The organism is Rhizobium sp. 05N430, from assembly GCF_056396985.1.
Genome location: NZ_JBFTMO010000016.1, coordinates 1 through 16,239, shown reverse-complemented (window position 1 = coordinate 16,239; position 16,239 = coordinate 1). Strand labels below are relative to the sequence as shown.

The following is a 16,239-nucleotide window of genomic DNA, read 5'->3' as shown; positions in this document are numbered from 1 at the left end:
GATCTGCACCGTTCGTTCGAAACGGCGCAGCTGCGTTTACCGATCTCAATGACAGGCAGCTTGTCCGATGTGTACAAGTGCCTTCAACGAGTGAGTAATGCGAAGCCACTTTGTCAAAGCCAGTTTCCGGAACCAGCGACCACTCGTGCGACGTTCGCGCGGTCATCCGGAATGCTGATTGAACTTGGTTTGAAGTTCAGCGACAAACTCGGACCAGCATTCCATGCAGTCTTCCGCAAGCCGAAGCGCATCTACTAAGCCATCGGAAGTGATAATCACGTACTTCGCCTGAAGTACCTCTCCCGCCTCGGAGCCGGAGAACCAGGTTGACGCTTGGTAAGTCTTGCCAGCGAGGTGAGGTTGACTTCCGCTCCTGGTTTGTCGATCGAGTTGGCAATGTTTTGTTCCATTGCATAAATCGGCACAGAGCTGGAGGCAGAGATTGGCGTTTATGAAACTGTCGACATCGCGTGCTGTCACGCCGGCTTTGTTTAAACGGATGATCCAGTCTCGAACGTGATAGCAATGCATGAAGAACGAAAGCAAATCGTCCTCGTATTGGTCCCTATCGTGAAACTGGGCGAAGGTGCCGGCATAGGTTGCTCGAATCCTGGCGAGGTACCTCTCGGCGCGTTTCAGTTGCTCCATACGAATCTGTCCAAAAATGCCGCAAGTCGGTCAAGGATTACTGTAGCAGAGGGGTCGGTGTCGATCCAATTGTAACTGGCCGTTGCACCCACCAGGATACTCATTGATTGGAATAGTGGGTTGTCAGTCAGAATGACCGACGCTGACTGGTCAGAGGCGGACGGCCGTTCAGGCTTAAATCCGTTAACTGCCATCAATACCTTCTGAAGGCTCTCTAAACCAAGTTTGGCCTAGTGCTGATGAAAAACGGGCGTCTCCAGCAGAGTCGGGGCCAGAGATTCAACGTTTCGAGTCTTACCCATGCACGCTATCGGCTTTCCCGCTGATCTAGCCTTTTGCTCGATCGGGGTGTCTCAAACGCCCTCTGGCTCTACCTAAAAGGTCCTGGCTACCAGACCAAGGGGCGACTGAGTAGATTCAAGAGGGCGTCGCTAGGCAGGCGCGGCGCCCAAGTAGAGGCTTGTGAAAAAGATGGCGGCACACCGATGCCGCCATCTACTTATCAGCTCACAAGCTTAGCTTCCATGGTGATGTTTGCGTTGAGGAGCTTGGAGACCGGGCAATTCTCCTTGGCAGCCGTGGCGAGCTTCTGGAAGATCTCGTCCGTGGCGCCGGGAATGTCGGCTTCGACCGTCAAATGAGCTGACGTGATTGCAAAGCCTTCACCAACACTCTCGATGGCAACGGCCGAGTTCGTCTTGATCTTTGTTGCAACGAGTTGCGCTTCACCGAGAATTAGTGAAAAGGCCATAGAAAAGCAGCTGGCGTGTGCTGCGCCCACCAGTTCTTCCGGATTGCTTCCCTTAAGGTCGCCAAAGCGTGATGCAAAGCCGTAGGGATACGCGCTCAACGCACCACTCTCGGTAGAGATGGATCCCTTGCCCTCCTTCATCCCACCTTCCCATTCAGCCGAACCTTTGCGTACGATCTTCATTTCTGTTCCTTTCATCAGATGGATCTGCACCGCCAATCGAAGCGGTAATTATTTTAGTGGCAAGGGAAGCCCAGCAGATGCCGGCCGTCGTGTACGAACTCATGCACATAGGACGTCTTCAAAAGCGAAGCCGCGCCTTCTTCGGTTCCCACGAAGTAAATCGTCAGGAGGCATAACAGGCCGCCAAACACGGCCCACGGTATTAGTTCACCAATCGGCACAGCGGTTGGTGTGGCGACTTCACTAGCGATTGCAATGGCCTTCATTGTCCGTGTCCTTAATCTCGATGTTTGAGAAGTGGGCTGTCAGCTGACAGGTGAACTGACGGCTATAGGTACACCGCGTGGTACGGCCCTGTGATGATGTGCTGGGGGGCATCCGGCATTACCAAGATCGACAGGTTGGCCATGGGGAGTGTGGAGGTAGGCGTCTCGCCACATAATCGCGCGTGCATCTGTATCGCCGTCATCGATTATGCCCCGGGAAATCAGGATACGCTCGAGCGCAAATACCCATTGCCGGTAATAGGCTTGGGTTGAGCTCTCCCCGTCCATTTCTGGGGACCGCTGGATTTCTGCGCTGAATTCTTTGACCCAGTCGTCCCAGCCAAACTCTCCAACAGCGTTCAAGCGAACCACCATAGCAAAAGCCTGCGCTTGCCATGGTCCTTCGAAAGGTTTGCCGCTGTTTGGCGCGGGTAGTCTTTGGCTCTCAGTGCTCATTTCGCACCGCCATCTGCGTCTTCAAGGTAGTCCTCCCAGAGACCCAGTCGCAAAGTGTTGCGTGGGTCGGCGTTTGGTCCCCAAAGTTCCTGCGCCGTAAAGCTAACGCTGTAGACATGCTGGGGCGTGGGGATGGATCCATGTGCCATCGTGTCGGGGAACGTGAAGACGCCCAGATCGGCTTCTACCGTAGCAAGGCGACCGCGAGCGTATCGCACTAACCGTGTATGGCCGAGCGGTTGGATTGTCTTTGTTCGAACCTGTTGCCCAACCTGAAATTTTGGCTCTATCGGCTCGTCGACCCGAGTGGGCGTGCCTTTACTCAACGCATATGGCACAATGTCCTTGGTAAGAACCATTGTCATGTTTTGGCTCCCTTGAGTTCAAGCAGCTTGCTGGAAAGCTCCTCGCGAGTGATCAGGCCTTTCTCGCAGAGCAGAGTCTCGGTCGCATGAAGCCAATGCTCATGTACTCGACCGGATGCATGCGCTCCATGGCATGCCGAAATTCATCAGTGTTGAAATGGCCGACGCCGTTGACCGAGACGAGCATGGCAAACGTCCGGCCTTCCCACTTGTTGAAAAAAACAGGCTCCTCCGGAGTATGGGCGATCGGCCCAAGTCCATGCATGCCGCCCATGTCGTGCACACCATTCATGGCTGCCTCCTAGCAGTGGTTCCATTCAGCGTCTTTAGGAAAGCCGGCACCGATCATAGAGTCACGGGTCACAAGCTCGGCGAGATGGTTTTCGCCCCAGCCGTCAGTGCCTGTCGGCCTCTCGGGAAGCACCATGTAACGCGTCTCGGCCGTGCTATCCCATACACGTATCTCTTTGTGTTCTGGAACTTCCACGCCCATCTCCCTGAGGACGCCACGGGGATCGATGACCGCGCGAGAGCGGTAGGGGGCTGCTTTGTACCAAGATGGCGGCAGGCCAAGCAGAGGCCATGGATAGCAAGAGCAAAGCGTGCAGACGATAAGGTTGTGAACCGTGGGGGTATTCTCGACGACCGCCATGTCTTCGCCCTGGAGGCCTGAAAACCCCAGTTCTGCTATCGCAGCCGTGCTCTCGCTGGACAATAAACGAGCCTTATAGTCTGGATCGGACCAAGCTCGGGCTACGACAGCTGCACCGTTGCGCGGACCGATACGGTTTTCATAGGCATCGACGATCGCATCGAGTGCTTCCGCATCGACGAGATTTTTTTCGATGAGCAGCGACTCGAGGGCTTTAACCCTAAGCTCTATTTCAGACGGCGGTTTTGTGTGTTCGTCGTCGTGATCGTGGTGGTGCGATGACATGAAACTCCCTCCAGAGTTAGTTAGTGCGAGCTGCTGCCGAGAGCCTGCGAGACTGCCCACGCTATCTGCAGCAGACGCGCATCGCTTTCGTGAGGACCGTCGAGCTCGAGGCCAATGGGCATGCCGTCGGACGAGGCGCCCATCGGAATAGTGATCCCAGGCAGCGCTGCGCAACTCGACGGAAAGGTGTTTTTCGCAATGTTAAGGTAGGAGACCTTGCGGCCACCGATGATGACCTCATCGCCAGTATTTGAGGGCGGTGCGACAAGTGGTGTTGTCGGGAACACCAGAGCCTCAATTCCATTGGCATCGAACGCTTCTCGGTACCTTCGCCGAAGCGTGGGTCGTAGAAACTCAATGGAATGCTGATAGGCTGCTGACGGGAAGTAGCTCTTTCCGTCTGGCAGGACGAAGTCGGTCCATAGGTCCTTAAGATTTGAGCCGATGGCATTATAGATGTCGTCAAAGCCCGCGGGGGCGTTTGCGCTGGCAAGGAACTGAGACAGGTGAGGCTTGGTCTCGTGAAAGAAAATCGGCCAGTTTGCGCCTTCGGCTATGCTTGTGAAGTCGCTTCCGAGATCAACTTCCACAAAGACGACGCCGGCAGCCTTTAGCTTGTCCACGCTTTGCCAGAAGGCCGCTTCGATCTCTTCGTCGAGAAGATCAAGGAATTGCCGGGGCGCGTATCCAAGCCGAACACCGCTAAGGTCTGATGGCGTTTCGAGGTCAGGAATTGGCGCCCCCGTAACGACGGCATCCAGGAGAATGCAGTCCTCGACGGATCTTGACATCGGTCCGGCAGTGTCCAAGGTGCCGGCGATTGGCGCAATGCCTCGGCCTGGCCACCTGCCGGTAGTCGGCCGAAAGCCAACAATGCCACAAAACGACGCTGGCACGCGAATGGATCCAACAGTGTCGCCTCCTAGAGCGGCGGGAACCAAACGTCCGCTGACTGCAGCTCCTGCCCCGCTGGACGAGCCACCCGTCACACGCTCGACGTTGTGGGGGTTTCGAGCATTTCCGTGATGCTCGTTTACACCTGTGAGACCGTACGAGAGCTCAACAAGGTTGTTCTTTCCGAAGATGATCGCGCCTGCAGCCCTGCAAGCAGCCACGACAGCGGCATCATGCTGTGGTCTGAAGGACCTCAGAGCTTTCGTGCCGACTGAGGTTGGCATGTCGAATGTCGACATGCTGTCCTTCACTGCAATCGGTACGCCGTGAAGGGGACCGAGTTCAGCACCCGACGACCTTTGTTTGTCGGCCTTTTCTGCGGCTTCAAGTACGCGGACAGCCTCGACAGTTATAAAGGCATTCAGGTCTCGTCGATCGTGCGCACGGGTCAGAAGTGCGGCTGCGTACGCTTGTGCGCTAAGGGAGCCATCCCTTAATGCCGCTGCGGCCTCCACAAGGGTAAGCCGTGTTATGTCATCCGCTTGGTCCTTGAGCGCTAGCGACATCTTCGATCCAATCAAAAGACTGCCAAGGTCGGCAGTGTTTGAGGATCTATAGTGTCACGTTGGACGACGATGGGTACCTATACGAAGATATGGCCGAGCCAAGACCCGGTCTTAGCGCTGCAATTCAACCATACACAGATATAGGTTCACGAGACCCCGCGTGACGCGCCTAGTTGCGCCACGGTGCGAAGATGCCGCTGAATGGCAGGGAGGTCATACAGGATGCGCCTCAAAGTCCTCGACGAGAAAGTTTACAAAAGTTCGAGCCGACAAACGAGTGGCGCGGCCCGCAGGAAAATACGCGTGGACGGGGATGTTTGCCGTCTTCCAAGTTGGAAACAATCGGATCAAGTTGCCGTCGCGAAGCTCGGCTCTGCATGCCCACGACGTCGTAGAGGTTATTCCCAAGCCGTGCACAGCGGCAGCAAGCGCTCCCTCGGTGTCGTTAACAGATATCTGCGGAGCTACTTCAACGCTGATGGCCTGCTCGTCCTGTTCGAATTTCCAAGACGTGGCTTGAGAAGCTGCGGGGCCACCCAGGATTCTATGACCGGCGAGATCGGATGGATGAGCTGGTGTTCCGTAACGAGTGAGATAGGGAGGAGACGCGACGATGCACCGTTGCATCGTTCCAATCACGCGAGATGTACCGGTCGAATCTGGCAGTTCCCCTACGCGTATGCCGACATCTACGGCCTCTCTTACCATGTCTTGCCAGGTATCATCGAGAAGGACCTCGACGTGGAGTTCGGGATGTCTATCAGCGAAAGTCGAGAGCCGCGGCAAGATTACTCGGCAACCCATTGTGCTCGGCATTCCGACGCGAAGGCGCCCACGGAGCTCCCCTGTGTCGCGGACGCTATTCTCGGCGTCATCCAGTGCCGCCAATATCGGTTCTATACGCGCGAGAAATTCGACGCCCGCCTCCGTCGGGGCGACGGCTCTGGTCGTGCGGGCAAGAAGACGAACACCCAGAGAAGCTTCCAACTCGGCGATCATGCGCGAGACTTGCGACTGAACAAGGCCACTCTCACGGGCCGCGGCAGAGAAACTGCCCAGCCGAGCAACCCGGGTGTAAAGACGCAGGGTTTGTATGTCCTTCATCGCAGTCTCCTCGCTGTGAAAGCTGCTCGTTTGTTAAGGCGAGGCTCAGCGTCTTTGATCATTGGTCAGCATCGTTCTCAACTCATAGGGCAACGAGAAGCCGCATGAAACCGCTCATTTATGCTGAGACAAGATAAATGTTAGCGCAAATCACTAGCTACCGCGCGACGTTTGCGAGGAGCATCTTCTCCCCATCGGAAAGCGGTCGGCAGGAGGCCCATCGGCTTTCCCGATCGAACCCAACACCAAAAGCCCAACCCCTCGATACTGAAGGATCTCCAGTCATGTCTAAGAAAGTTCTCATCACCGGCGCAGCAGGCGATACTGGCCGCGCTGCCGTACGTGAATCGTTGGCACTCGGTCTTGATGTGCGTGCCATGGTACGTAAGTTGGACGAGCGATCCGACGCGCTTGCGGCCCAAGGCGCCGAAGTCGTTGTGGGCGACCTGAATGACGTCAACACTCTGGTGCCGGCCCTTGATGGCGCCGAAGCAGCGTATTTTGTCTGGCCGGTCGCTCCGGGTCTGATCAGCGCTACGGTCAATTTTGCGTTGGCGACCAAAGAGGTCGGCACCAAGGCGGTTCTCAACTTGTCGCAGCGTTCTGCGGATCGCAATTCCACCAGCGATTCCTGCCGTGACACCTACATCTCCGAGCAAGTCTTTAATTGGTCCGGTGTGCCTGTCATTCATTTGCGCCCGACCTTTTTCCTGGAGTGGCTGCTCTACCCGTGGCAGCTCCCGTTCATCCAGCAGGGCGTCCTCCGCATGCCGGTAGGGAAGGGTCGTCACTCGCCAGTGGCTGCGGACGACCAGGCACGCGCGATTGCTGCTCTACTCAAGAGCCCGGAAGGGCATATTGGCAAAACGATCCCGCTGTCCGGACCCGTTGAAATGGACCACGAGCAGATGGCCGCCGAGCTCACTGAGGCACTCGGCCGTAAAATCGTTTTCCAGGACCTGCCGATCGAGGACTACATCGCCTCCCTCAAGCAAATGGGAGTGCCTGCCTATGTCCTTCAGCACTTCACTGGCGCGATGCTTGATTATCAGCATGGCCACATGTCCGGCGCCGATAACAACATCGAGAAGCTGACCGGGCGCCGTGCCATGACAGTAGGCGAATATGCAAAGCTCCATTCCGATGTGCTGAATGGCAAGCAGTGAGAGATGCGACGCCGGCGGCAAATAAGCTTCCTGCGTAATCCTAACCTCAAAAGAGGCGTCCGAAAGACGCCTCGACACCACCCCAAGGAGATGGAAATGGACTACTTTGAATCATTGGCTTCGCGCAACGCCGAGTTTGCTGAATCTTCCTTTCTGCCCGAGCTGAAGATGCTGCCACACAAACGCGCGGTCATTCTAGGGTGTGTCGACCCCCGCGTAGATCCCGTCGAGATTTTCAAGCTGGAGCAAGGTGAGGCTGCTGTCATCAGGAACGTTGGCGGCCGCGTCAATGCCGAGGTGGTAGAGACAATCGATATCCTTGGAGCAGTCGCCAAGGTGGCTGGCAAAGAGGTTGGCGAAGGTTGGAACCTCGTCGTTCTTCATCACACAGATTGCGGTATCAAGGGCTGCTACAAGCATGCACCCGACCTCCTTGCCAAGTACATGCAGGTTTCGAGAGAGGGCCTCGACGAGCTTGCTGTGATGGATCCTTACAAGGCTGTCGAGATCGACGTGAAAGCGCTGCGTGAAAGCGCTGAGGTGCCCTCGGGCTTCACCGTCACTGGACTTGTTTACGACGTTGCAACTGGTAAGGTTGAAACTGTTGTGCCTCCCACGCGCCTGCGCGACTAACAAAAGCTATCCAGGCATGGCTTCCCACAGCTGTCATGCCTGGCCCGGCCTAACGTCCCCTTGGGACGGCTGAAAGACCTGGCACCGTCGTTGCGGCGAGGGGCGGTGGGAATGCACTGACCCTCCCACGGTACCAATGGGAGGAAATAGCGTCGGCGGATGCCGCGAGACCCTTTCCAGACCCGATATCTTCAGCTTCATCGAGTTGTTTGAAACCAACGAAGACAAAACAGGTCGTCGTCCGGATACGAGCACCACACTCGAATAGGTCATCTCGGGCCAGCGATACACTAACGATTTCCGGCGCCACATCGAGGCCGCGCATCATATCGTACGTGATCTGAGACGGTATTTTCTCGTCCCCAAAATAAGCTCCGATGAAAGCGTTATCGTGAAAGTCCAAGAGGGCAAACGGCAAGATGCAGGGGTCAAGACAGGATAAGGTGCCGTCCAGCGGGTTAAGAGATGCGGCTGCTGTCTCGCCCTCATCAGGCGTCACATAGCCGTTAAACTGGTACCATATTGTGCGGGAAAGATATTCGACACTCCACACAGCACGCTCGCATGAGGTCGCGCCGCAGCAAATCTCTGTAAGCTCTTGAACGGTTTCGTAAAAGCTTGTTCTAAAACTGGCGGGTCTCATTTCAAAGATCCTTTCCGGCTGTGGGCTACACGTCTATCTTGTCGCTCGCATTGAAGGCGAGCGAGTTGGTCCATGGAGGTCCACTCCAAGGTGGGATAGATTCCGCTTTCTTGCAGTTAGGCCGTCGCTAAAGTCTGCTCTTCATGACTAAGCTTTGCCGGCCGCATGCTTACCAGATCAAAGTGTTCGTCCGAGGTTCTGGCACTTCTTCTAATCGTTTGCGGTGTGGTGCCGTACACCTTCAGAAAGGACCGGCGCATTCTCTCTCCATCGCCAAGGCCAGTCTGTTGGGCGATCGTTTCCATCTGTAAACGACCTCCTTCGAGTAGGAGGCGTGCAGCTTCAACTCTGAGAGCTTCAATGGCCCGAGCGGGGGTCTGCCCAATTTCGCTCTGAAATGCGCGATTGAACTGCCTGACACTCAGGTTGGCCGCGTCCGCGAGCTTCTCGACCGACAGATCACTTGCCAGGTTGGCCCGAGCGTAAACCAGCGCCCGCTGTATGCGATCGGTCTTAGGCTGCAAGTCCAACATTGCTGAATATTGCATCTGCCCGCCAAGGCGGCGGTGGTAGACCACTAGGAGCTTGGCAATCAGTCGCGTTGCCTCCTCGCCTATGTCGCTCTCCACGAGAGCTAATGCGAGATCGATACCGGAACTCATTCCTGCCGAACTCCAGATCGGCCCGTCGATCACAAAGATCCGATCTCCTTCCAACTTCACATTTGGGTATCGGCTCTCAAATTCTCGGACATTGAACCAATGTGTTGTGGCCCTCCGACCGTCGAGCAAGCCAGCGTCCGCGAGCACGAATGCACCTGCGCAGATCGATGCTATCCTTCGTGAGGCGGCATGGGCATCCTTAAGAAAAGTCAGCAGACCTGGACTACTCGGCTCGATTTCAGTTCCACCGCCTACAATAAGCGTGTCGAATTCAGGGTCGTCAAAAGCTTCGGTATCGATCGACACCCCGAACGACGAGCGGACGAGGCCGCCTTTTTCCGAGAGAACTTGAAGATTGTATAAGGGCTCCTCGACGACACGGTTGGCAAATTCGAATACGGGAAGTGCAGCCAGACTCATCATCTGGAAGTTGGGGCTGACTATAAAACCAACACGCTTCATTCGCGATTCCTTCCAGACCTCATCCTTATCTTGGAAGAGCCACTAGCATACTTCAGCGTTGCGGCGAATATACCCATCCGTGGGTATAGTCTCAGCCAATAAAACAGTCCTGCCGCCGCTACTGACCGACCTCCATACATGGTGTATGGTCTGCGGTTGATGAAGGGTTGGAAAGGGCCGTTGATGGGATTAGAAGAGAAGCGCGTCTCGTGGGACGATATTGGGACCTTGCAGCGGCGTACAATTGAAGCTGGGGTCATCGCCCCCATTTACGAGGAAATGGCCAAGGAGATAGGTGTCGAGAAGGCTCAATCCATTCTCAGGGCCGCTATTGAAAAGGCAGCGATTGCTGCTGGCGCTGATTTCGCGGCGAGGACGCCTGGAGGAACGAGCCTCCGCACCTTCGAAGAGCTTCAAGTGCTTTGGACAAAGGACGATGCGCTGCAGGTTGAAGTGCTCAAGAGCACAGACAGTCAGTACGATTACAACGTCCTGCGCTGTCGATACGCCGAAACGTACCGCGAGATGGGACTCGGTGATATCGGGCACCTCCTTTCCTGCAACCGCGACGGAGTTTTCTGCCAGGGTTACGATGCTCGCATCAAGTTGAAGCGGACACAGACACTAATGGGTGGTGCGTCATACTGCGATTTTCGCTATACGTTTCAAGCGGATGAAGGCTCAAACTCAAGCGAATGACAAATGTTGCGATGATCGTTTTCGACAACGTTCAAGCCCTTGACGTTGCCGGGCCGCTGGATGTGTTCGATGAGGCTAACGCCTTTATAGAGAAGACCGAACGGTACGAGATCACAATCGTCGGGCCGAGCGGGATTTTCCGGGCATCCAATGGTATGCTGATGGCGGCGAGCGTTTCGTACGGCGACCATACCAATGATTATGATCTTGTACTGGTGGCCGGAGGCCCGTCTTTGCCGGATAAAGTGGCGAGCGAAGAGCTACTGGAGTGCGTGAGCAGACTAGCGTCAAATTCACGCAGGTACGGCTCTGTTTGCACCGGAGCTTTCATTCTCGGGCAGGCGGGTTTGCTCGATGGGAGAAAGGCAACAACACACTGGCAAAATGCTTCAGCTCTGGCCGACCGCTTTCCCAATTGTCAGGTTGATCCAGACCGAATTTACATCAAGGACGGTCCATTGATTACGTCAGCCGGCGTGACAGCTGGTATCGATCTCGCGCTCGCCATCGTCAATGAAGATCACGGGAGCGTCACGGCACTCTCAGTTGCCAAGAGGCTGGTCGTAGTAGCGCAACGCCAGGGCGGCCAGTCGCAGTTCAGTCCGTATATCGCAGCTCCATCGGACGACAACTCTCCATTGGGCAAAACGTACGGCTACGTGATGTCAAACTTGCAAAAGCGACTCACCGTGTCAGAGCTTGCAGCTGAAGTGGGCATGAGCGAAAGAACGTTCGCTCGATTTTTTGCTCAAGAGGCGAATACAACTCCAGCAGAGTTCGTCGAACTTGCACGTGTTGATGCAGCACGCAACCTTCTAGAAGGAAGCTCATTGGCGCTGAAGGAGGTCGCTTTTGAGTGCGGGTTTGGCTCGCCCCATCGCATGCGGCAGGTTTTCGCCAAACGGCTAGGTGTAACACCGGGCCAATATAGATCGGCTTTCGGGCAAAATGGCTGAGGCTGAAAAAGGACGGCGGCCCATAGGCCGCCGTCGCTACTTCAGCTTTCCCACTTTGATCCTAGAATCAAGTCGGCGAAGTCAACCCGCTCGTAAGTGGGATCCATCTTCGAAAGAACGTCCGCTTTGACATTGCCGAACGTGGTCTCCGGCTTCCGGATCGTCCCCATGCAGAATGATGACAGGATTCCGTGTTTGAATTTCAGCCCTCGCGGGTGGCAGGAGCAAACCTCTTCGCGTTGCTCTTTGGAGAAGTCGTCGTACGCAATCCCAAGTACGTCCATCTCGACGCCGGCGGTAACCAAGGCGACCGTGGGACGCTTATGTTGAGGAATTCCTGGGGTCGTGTGAAGCGCAATCGAGTCCCAAACGTCATCAACGTCGCGTTCGGAGACGTTATACGCCGACAGGAATGACTTGGCAGCATTCGCGCCATCCACCTCAAAGCGGTCAGTATCGCTTGCGTGAGCGTCCATCAATCCCATGTCGTGGAACATGGCGCCGATGTATAGGAGCTCAGGATCGAAATTGAGTTCTTTCCGCTCTCCGGTCAAGGCTCCGAACAGGAAGACGCGACGCGAATGGTGGTAAAGTAGTTCGGTTTCTGCATCCCGCACCAGTTCCGTCGCGGCTCGTGCCATTTGGCTGTCAGGGATGGTAATCCCTGCGATAGTCTCAACTTTGCTCATTTGCTTTCTCCTAGTCAGCGGTGTGATCGACCGCAATTCCAAGTGCCTTTGCGACGCCAGCGCCATAGGCGGGGTCAGCCTTGGAGCAGTGAGAGACGTGGCGCTGTCTGATGTGCAGCGAGACTCCCTCCATTGCTCGGCCGGTATTGGCAAAAAGGGTTTCTCTCTGCTCGGCGGTCATCAAGCGAAAGAGGTTGCCAGGCTGCTCGAAGTGGTCTTCATCCACCCGATGATCCCAATGATCCGCTGACCCTTCGATCGCAAGCGGAGGCTCTCGGAAGTCGGGCTGCTCTTGCCATTCGTTGTGCGAGTTCGGCACATAGCTCGTTGTCGCGCCGCGATTCCCATCGACGCGCATTGCGCCGTCGCGGTGGTAGGAGTGGTGAGGGCAGCGCGGAGCATTCACGGGGATTTGGTGATGGTTTACCCCCAATCGGTATCGCGCAGCGTCGCCATATGAGAACAGGCGGGCCTGGAGCATCTTATCGGGGGAGAAGCTGATCCCGGGAACGACGCTCGCAGGTGTAAATGACGCCTGTTCAACCTCCGCGAATACGTTCTCTGGATTTCGGTTTAGCTCCATGAAGCCGACCTCGATCAGAGGGTAGTCAGCGTGCGGCCAGACCTTAGTGAGGTCGAAGGGATTGACCGGATGCGAAGCCGCGTCCTTTTCCGGCATCACCTGAACATAAAGTGTCCAGCGCGGAAACTCGCCCCGCTCAACGCTATCGAAAAGATCGCGCTGATGACTTTCTCGATCACCGCCGATCAGGATCTTGGCTTCGTCATCGGTTAGATTTTGAATGCCCTGGTGCGTCTTGAAAGTGAACTTGACCCAAAAACGCTCGTTTTCAGCATTGATGAAGCTATATGTGTGACTTCCAAATCCGTGCATATGACGGTAGCTCTTGGGAATGCCACGCTCGCTCATAACGATCGTGATCTGGTGCAGTGCTTCGGGGAGCATTGTCCAGAAATCCCAGTTATTTTCGGCGCTGCGCATTCCCGTGCGAGGGTCACGCTTAATAGCGTGGTTCAGGTCAGGAAACCGAAGCGGGTCACGGAAGAAGAAGACCGGTGTGTTGTTCCCGACGAGATCCCAGTTGCCTTGCTCGGTGTAAAACTTGAGTGCAAAACCGCGAATATCGCGCTCTGCATCGGCAGCCCCACGCTCTCCGGCGACGGTTGAAAACCGAGCAAACATGTCGGTCTTCTTTCCGATCTCGGAGAAGATTGCGGCTTTGGTATAGCGAGTAATGTCGTGGGTGACCGTGAACGTACCGTAGGCACCCGAACCCTTCGCATGCATACGGCGTTCAGGGATTACTTCGCGGTCGAAGTGAGCGAGCTTCTCAATCAGCCAGACGTCTTGCAAAAGGGCCGGTCCGCGGGGGCCAGCAGTCTGTATATTGAAGTTGTCAACGACGGGGGCACCCGCCGCAGTGGTCAATTTGCGGTCAGTCATCTGCGTCTCCTAGCGAGGGATCGGAACAGGTATTGATAATCAGCGGGCGTTGAACCCGTTCTAGTCAGGGGGGATCATCGTGAAATTGAGCGGAACCTTCAAATCATACGAAGGTGCGATTGACGCCAAACTCGGTTTGAATCCTGCCAAAGGCGAATGGCTTGGGTCATAGCAAGCCCATGCGGATTGCCGCGACAACGGCCTGCGTTCGGTTCGTTGCACCAAGTTTGCGAATAGCGGATTGAAGATAGTCATTTACGGTATGTGCGGAGAGCTCTAGGATCGTTGCGATTTCTTCGCTGCTCTTGCCGGCGGCAACCCAACCGAGACAGTCAGTTTCTCTCGCGGAAAGCATTCCGGATTTCCTGGGGTCAGGGACAAGATCGTTTAAGGATCGAAGAGACTGTAGCAGCACGGAGCCGATCAGCCCGTCGTCGATCTTGGGAGACGGTCCAGAGAAAATGAAGAAGTATGGCTTCTTCTCAGCGTCGTAGGCACAAAACGCCAGTGAATTAGAGAAGCCGACACTGATGCCAACCGAACCATCCAATTCGCTGCCATTTGGAGCTGCTGCGTGGATCAACCGGTCTGCGATCACGGGAAGGGCGGAGTAGCGCACTCGACGAATGACTTCGCTCTCGGTGAAAAGATCAGTCGCATCGTAGCGGGCGACCAAGTCTTCTGGCCAGTTTGTGATGAGCAATACGTCTGGCATACGCCGCTTCAGGACGTCTGGAAAGCGTCCGACTAAGAAGTACGCGAACCCATGAGAATCTGCGGTTGCACAAATTGCCTCAAAAAATCGATCGATGCGTTTGCTTGTGAGCGGGGTGCGGCGGCTGTCCCAAGAGCGCATGGTGATCCTTAGAAGAGATCATTTTCTTCAGGCCGTAGTTGCTTGCGGTTCGATATGCCCGCTCCTGTTGTTTTAATCGTAGTGACAACGCCCTCGGCATCTATACCTATGTATGGTCTCGTCTCATCCAGCCGCCCCCCTAGATTTCGGGGAGAAGGTTTTCCCGGTGGTATTTTGTGATCCGACGCCAGATGTCGTTAACCATAGCCGTCTAGTTTTTGAAGCGCGGACTGGCGGACTTCTTTGACTAAACGCACTCCGCCCGAAATGTCCTTGCGAGGGTGCGGTTTGACCGACCGCGACGGTGCGCATGATGCCACCTTTGCTGCCAGCGGTAGCCCTCATAACTCTCAATAGAAATCTACTGAATAACGCGCGTCCTGCTGGGCGCCGAGCGCCGATCCGTGCCCAGAGGATAGTGATGAATACCCGAATTCTAATAGTCGACGATTCAGCCAGCGTACGGATGACCGTGAACATCACATTGGCGCAGGCGGGCTATACCATCACCGAGGCGGTCAACGGTGCCGAAGGACTGGCGACCGCGCAGACCGCGCAGTTCGACCTGATCGTCACCGATCTCAACATGCCTGTGATGGACGGGCTGACGATGATCGAGGAACTGCGCAAGCTGCCGAGCCAGGCGGGCGTGCCGATTATCTTCCTGACCACCGAGTCCGACGCCGACCTCAAGGCCCGCGCCAAGGCCGCCGGCGCCACCGGCTGGCTGACCAAGCCGTTCGATCCTGAAAACCTCGTGAAGATCATCAAGAAAGTTCTCGGCAGATGAGCACGCTCGATCCGGTCGCAGTCTTCCGCACGGAAGCCGCCGAATGCCTCGAGGCAATCGAGGCCGGGCTTCTCGATCTCACCCACCAGCTCGACGACAAGGGCCTCGTCGATGCCGTCTTCCGCGGCCTGCACACCCTCAAGGGTTCCGGCGCGATGTTCGGTTTCGAGGCGCTCGCAGCTTTCACGCATCACTGCGAGACGGCATTCGACCGCGTCCGCAAGGCCGAGGTTCCGGCGACCGCCGAACTTGTGGCGGCGGTACTAGCGGCGCAAGATCATATGCGTGCGCTCGTCAGAAATCCACAAGCGCAACTTGACGAAACAAGCTTCGCTCTGCTCGGAAGCCTACAGTCTGCTGTGGGGGGAAATCACGTCGAAGGTTTGAACGATACGGATCGGCCGAGGCGAGAGCCACTGAATCACTGGCGGGTAAGGTTTCGGCTGCCGCCCAACGCGGGTGTGAATGGCACCAACCCGGTGGCCCTTTTGGAAGAACTACGGGAGCTAGGGGAGCTTACGGTTCGGGCCGATCGCACGAACCTACCCTTGCTCCAGGATCTCAACCCAAACGAATACTATCTCTCGTGGGAAGTCACGCTGAAGACAAGTCACGACCGTTCGGCGATCGATGACGTCTTCATCTTCGTGTTGGACGACATGGAGCTCGAAGTTGTCGATATCGATGACACCGCCCCGGCTCCCGCGCCCGTCGCAGCCGAGCCGGTCGAGGCCGCCGAGCTCGCACCGGTCGTGGCGCCCGTTGCCGCACCACAGGCTGCCGCCGCTCAGGCCTACAAGCCGATCGAGGCCGTTCCCGTCAAGCGCGATGCACCGGCCGCTGCCGCGGCCGACAGCCGTCAGGCCAAGGCACAGGAGAACGTCCGTGTTCCTGCCGAGCGCCTCGACGAGCTGATGGACCGCGTTGGCGAGCTTGTCATCGCCCAATCGCGTCTCAGCCAGCTTGCCAGCTCCAGTGCCGATATTGCCTTGCGCTCCGTCTCGGAAGAAATCGAGCGTCTGTCGGGCGAGTTGCGCGACACCGACAC

General features: G+C 56.3%; 19 protein-coding genes and 1 pseudogene. 6 read left to right on the top strand and 14 right to left on the bottom strand.

The features are described from left to right. Positions 1-162: 162 nt before the first annotated feature. The 9 genes and pseudogenes from AC1DJO_RS24585 to AC1DJO_RS24545 form a co-directional block, all read right to left on the bottom strand. The gene (locus tag AC1DJO_RS24585; protein ID WP_477973301.1) at positions 163-648 is read right to left on the bottom strand and encodes a hypothetical protein; all 486 of its coding nucleotides are present in this window, start codon (positions 646-648) and stop codon (positions 163-165) included. Positions 649-1,150: 502 nt separating this feature from the next. After that, entirely contained in the window at positions 1,151-1,582 is a 432-nt protein-coding gene (locus AC1DJO_RS24580) for an OsmC family protein (RefSeq protein WP_477973299.1), read from the bottom strand. Between the two features lie 53 nt (positions 1,583-1,635). Then, entirely contained in the window at positions 1,636-1,848 is a 213-nt protein-coding gene (locus tag AC1DJO_RS24575) for a CbtB domain-containing protein (RefSeq protein ID WP_477973297.1), read from the bottom strand. Positions 1,849-1,887: 39 nt separating this feature from the next. Further along, a complete protein-coding gene (locus AC1DJO_RS24570) occupies positions 1,888-2,304 on the bottom strand; it encodes a nitrile hydratase accessory protein (RefSeq protein WP_477973295.1) in 417 nt (138 codons plus the stop codon). After that, positions 2,301-2,663, bottom strand: a complete 363-nt coding sequence (locus AC1DJO_RS24565) for an SH3-like domain-containing protein (RefSeq protein ID WP_477973464.1) — start codon at positions 2,661-2,663, stop codon at positions 2,301-2,303. The genes AC1DJO_RS24570 and AC1DJO_RS24565 overlap by 4 nt, the downstream gene beginning before the upstream one ends. Positions 2,664-2,665: 2 nt before the next feature. Continuing rightward, positions 2,666-2,934: pseudogene (locus AC1DJO_RS24560) on the bottom strand (hypothetical protein). A gap of 36 nt (positions 2,935-2,970) precedes the next feature. Further along, positions 2,971-3,606 (bottom strand): nitrile hydratase subunit alpha, encoded by a 636-nt coding sequence (nthA, locus tag AC1DJO_RS24555; RefSeq protein ID WP_477973293.1) that lies wholly within the window; start codon positions 3,604-3,606, stop codon positions 2,971-2,973. Between the two features lie 20 nt (positions 3,607-3,626). Then, positions 3,627-5,066 carry an amidase family protein gene (locus AC1DJO_RS24550; RefSeq protein ID WP_477973291.1) on the bottom strand — a complete coding sequence of 480 codons (1,440 nt, stop codon included), beginning with the start codon at positions 5,064-5,066 and terminating at the stop codon, positions 3,627-3,629. A gap of 213 nt (positions 5,067-5,279) precedes the next feature. Next, positions 5,280-6,170: a LysR family transcriptional regulator gene (locus tag AC1DJO_RS24545; protein ID WP_477973289.1), complete on the bottom strand. Its 891-nt coding sequence runs from the start codon at positions 6,168-6,170 to the stop codon at positions 5,280-5,282. A 284-nt stretch (positions 6,171-6,454) separates the two neighbouring features. On the opposite strand from AC1DJO_RS24545, the gene AC1DJO_RS24540 reads away from it, so the two are divergent. Further along, complete coding sequence (locus AC1DJO_RS24540; RefSeq protein ID WP_477973287.1) at positions 6,455-7,336, top strand: NmrA family NAD(P)-binding protein; 882 nt, start codon at positions 6,455-6,457, stop codon at positions 7,334-7,336. Between the two features lie 96 nt (positions 7,337-7,432). Next, the gene (locus AC1DJO_RS24535) at positions 7,433-7,969 is read left to right on the top strand and encodes a carbonic anhydrase (protein ID WP_477973285.1); all 537 of its coding nucleotides are present in this window, start codon (positions 7,433-7,435) and stop codon (positions 7,967-7,969) included. A gap of 49 nt (positions 7,970-8,018) precedes the next feature. On the opposite strand, the gene AC1DJO_RS24530 is transcribed toward AC1DJO_RS24535, so the two are convergent. Continuing rightward, positions 8,019-8,612, bottom strand: a complete 594-nt coding sequence (locus AC1DJO_RS24530; RefSeq protein WP_477973283.1) for a hypothetical protein — start codon at positions 8,610-8,612, stop codon at positions 8,019-8,021. A gap of 116 nt (positions 8,613-8,728) precedes the next feature. Then, entirely contained in the window at positions 8,729-9,736 is a 1,008-nt protein-coding gene (locus AC1DJO_RS24525) for a GlxA family transcriptional regulator (RefSeq protein ID WP_477973281.1), read from the bottom strand. Positions 9,737-9,919: 183 nt separating this feature from the next. Between AC1DJO_RS24525 and AC1DJO_RS24520 the strand changes: the two genes are divergently transcribed. Further along, positions 9,920-10,435: an L-2-amino-thiazoline-4-carboxylic acid hydrolase gene (locus tag AC1DJO_RS24520; RefSeq protein WP_477973462.1), complete on the top strand. Its 516-nt coding sequence runs from the start codon at positions 9,920-9,922 to the stop codon at positions 10,433-10,435. Beyond that, a complete protein-coding gene (locus tag AC1DJO_RS24515) occupies positions 10,432-11,391 on the top strand; it encodes a GlxA family transcriptional regulator (protein WP_477973279.1) in 960 nt (319 codons plus the stop codon). Before AC1DJO_RS24520 ends, AC1DJO_RS24515 begins: the two co-directional genes overlap by 4 nt. 41 nt (positions 11,392-11,432) lie before the next feature. On the opposite strand, the gene AC1DJO_RS24510 is transcribed toward AC1DJO_RS24515, so the two are convergent. The 3 genes from AC1DJO_RS24510 to AC1DJO_RS24500 form a co-directional block, all read right to left on the bottom strand. Next, positions 11,433-12,080 carry an HD domain-containing protein gene (locus tag AC1DJO_RS24510; RefSeq protein WP_477973277.1) on the bottom strand — a complete coding sequence of 216 codons (648 nt, stop codon included), beginning with the start codon at positions 12,078-12,080 and terminating at the stop codon, positions 11,433-11,435. Positions 12,081-12,090: 10 nt separating this feature from the next. Beyond that, entirely contained in the window at positions 12,091-13,545 is a 1,455-nt protein-coding gene (locus AC1DJO_RS24505) for a catalase (protein WP_477973275.1), read from the bottom strand. Positions 13,546-13,711: 166 nt separating this feature from the next. Further along, a complete protein-coding gene (locus AC1DJO_RS24500) occupies positions 13,712-14,401 on the bottom strand; it encodes a helix-turn-helix transcriptional regulator (protein ID WP_477973273.1) in 690 nt (229 codons plus the stop codon). A 421-nt stretch (positions 14,402-14,822) separates the two neighbouring features. On the opposite strand from AC1DJO_RS24500, the gene AC1DJO_RS24495 reads away from it, so the two are divergent. Then, on the top strand, positions 14,823-15,191 hold the full coding sequence (locus AC1DJO_RS24495) for a response regulator (protein WP_477973271.1): 369 nt from the start codon (positions 14,823-14,825) through the stop codon (positions 15,189-15,191). Next, positions 15,188-16,239: Hpt domain-containing protein (locus tag AC1DJO_RS24490; RefSeq protein WP_477973269.1), on the top strand; the 1,052-nt coding region annotated here is incomplete at its 3' end. The genes AC1DJO_RS24495 and AC1DJO_RS24490, both read left to right, overlap by 4 nt.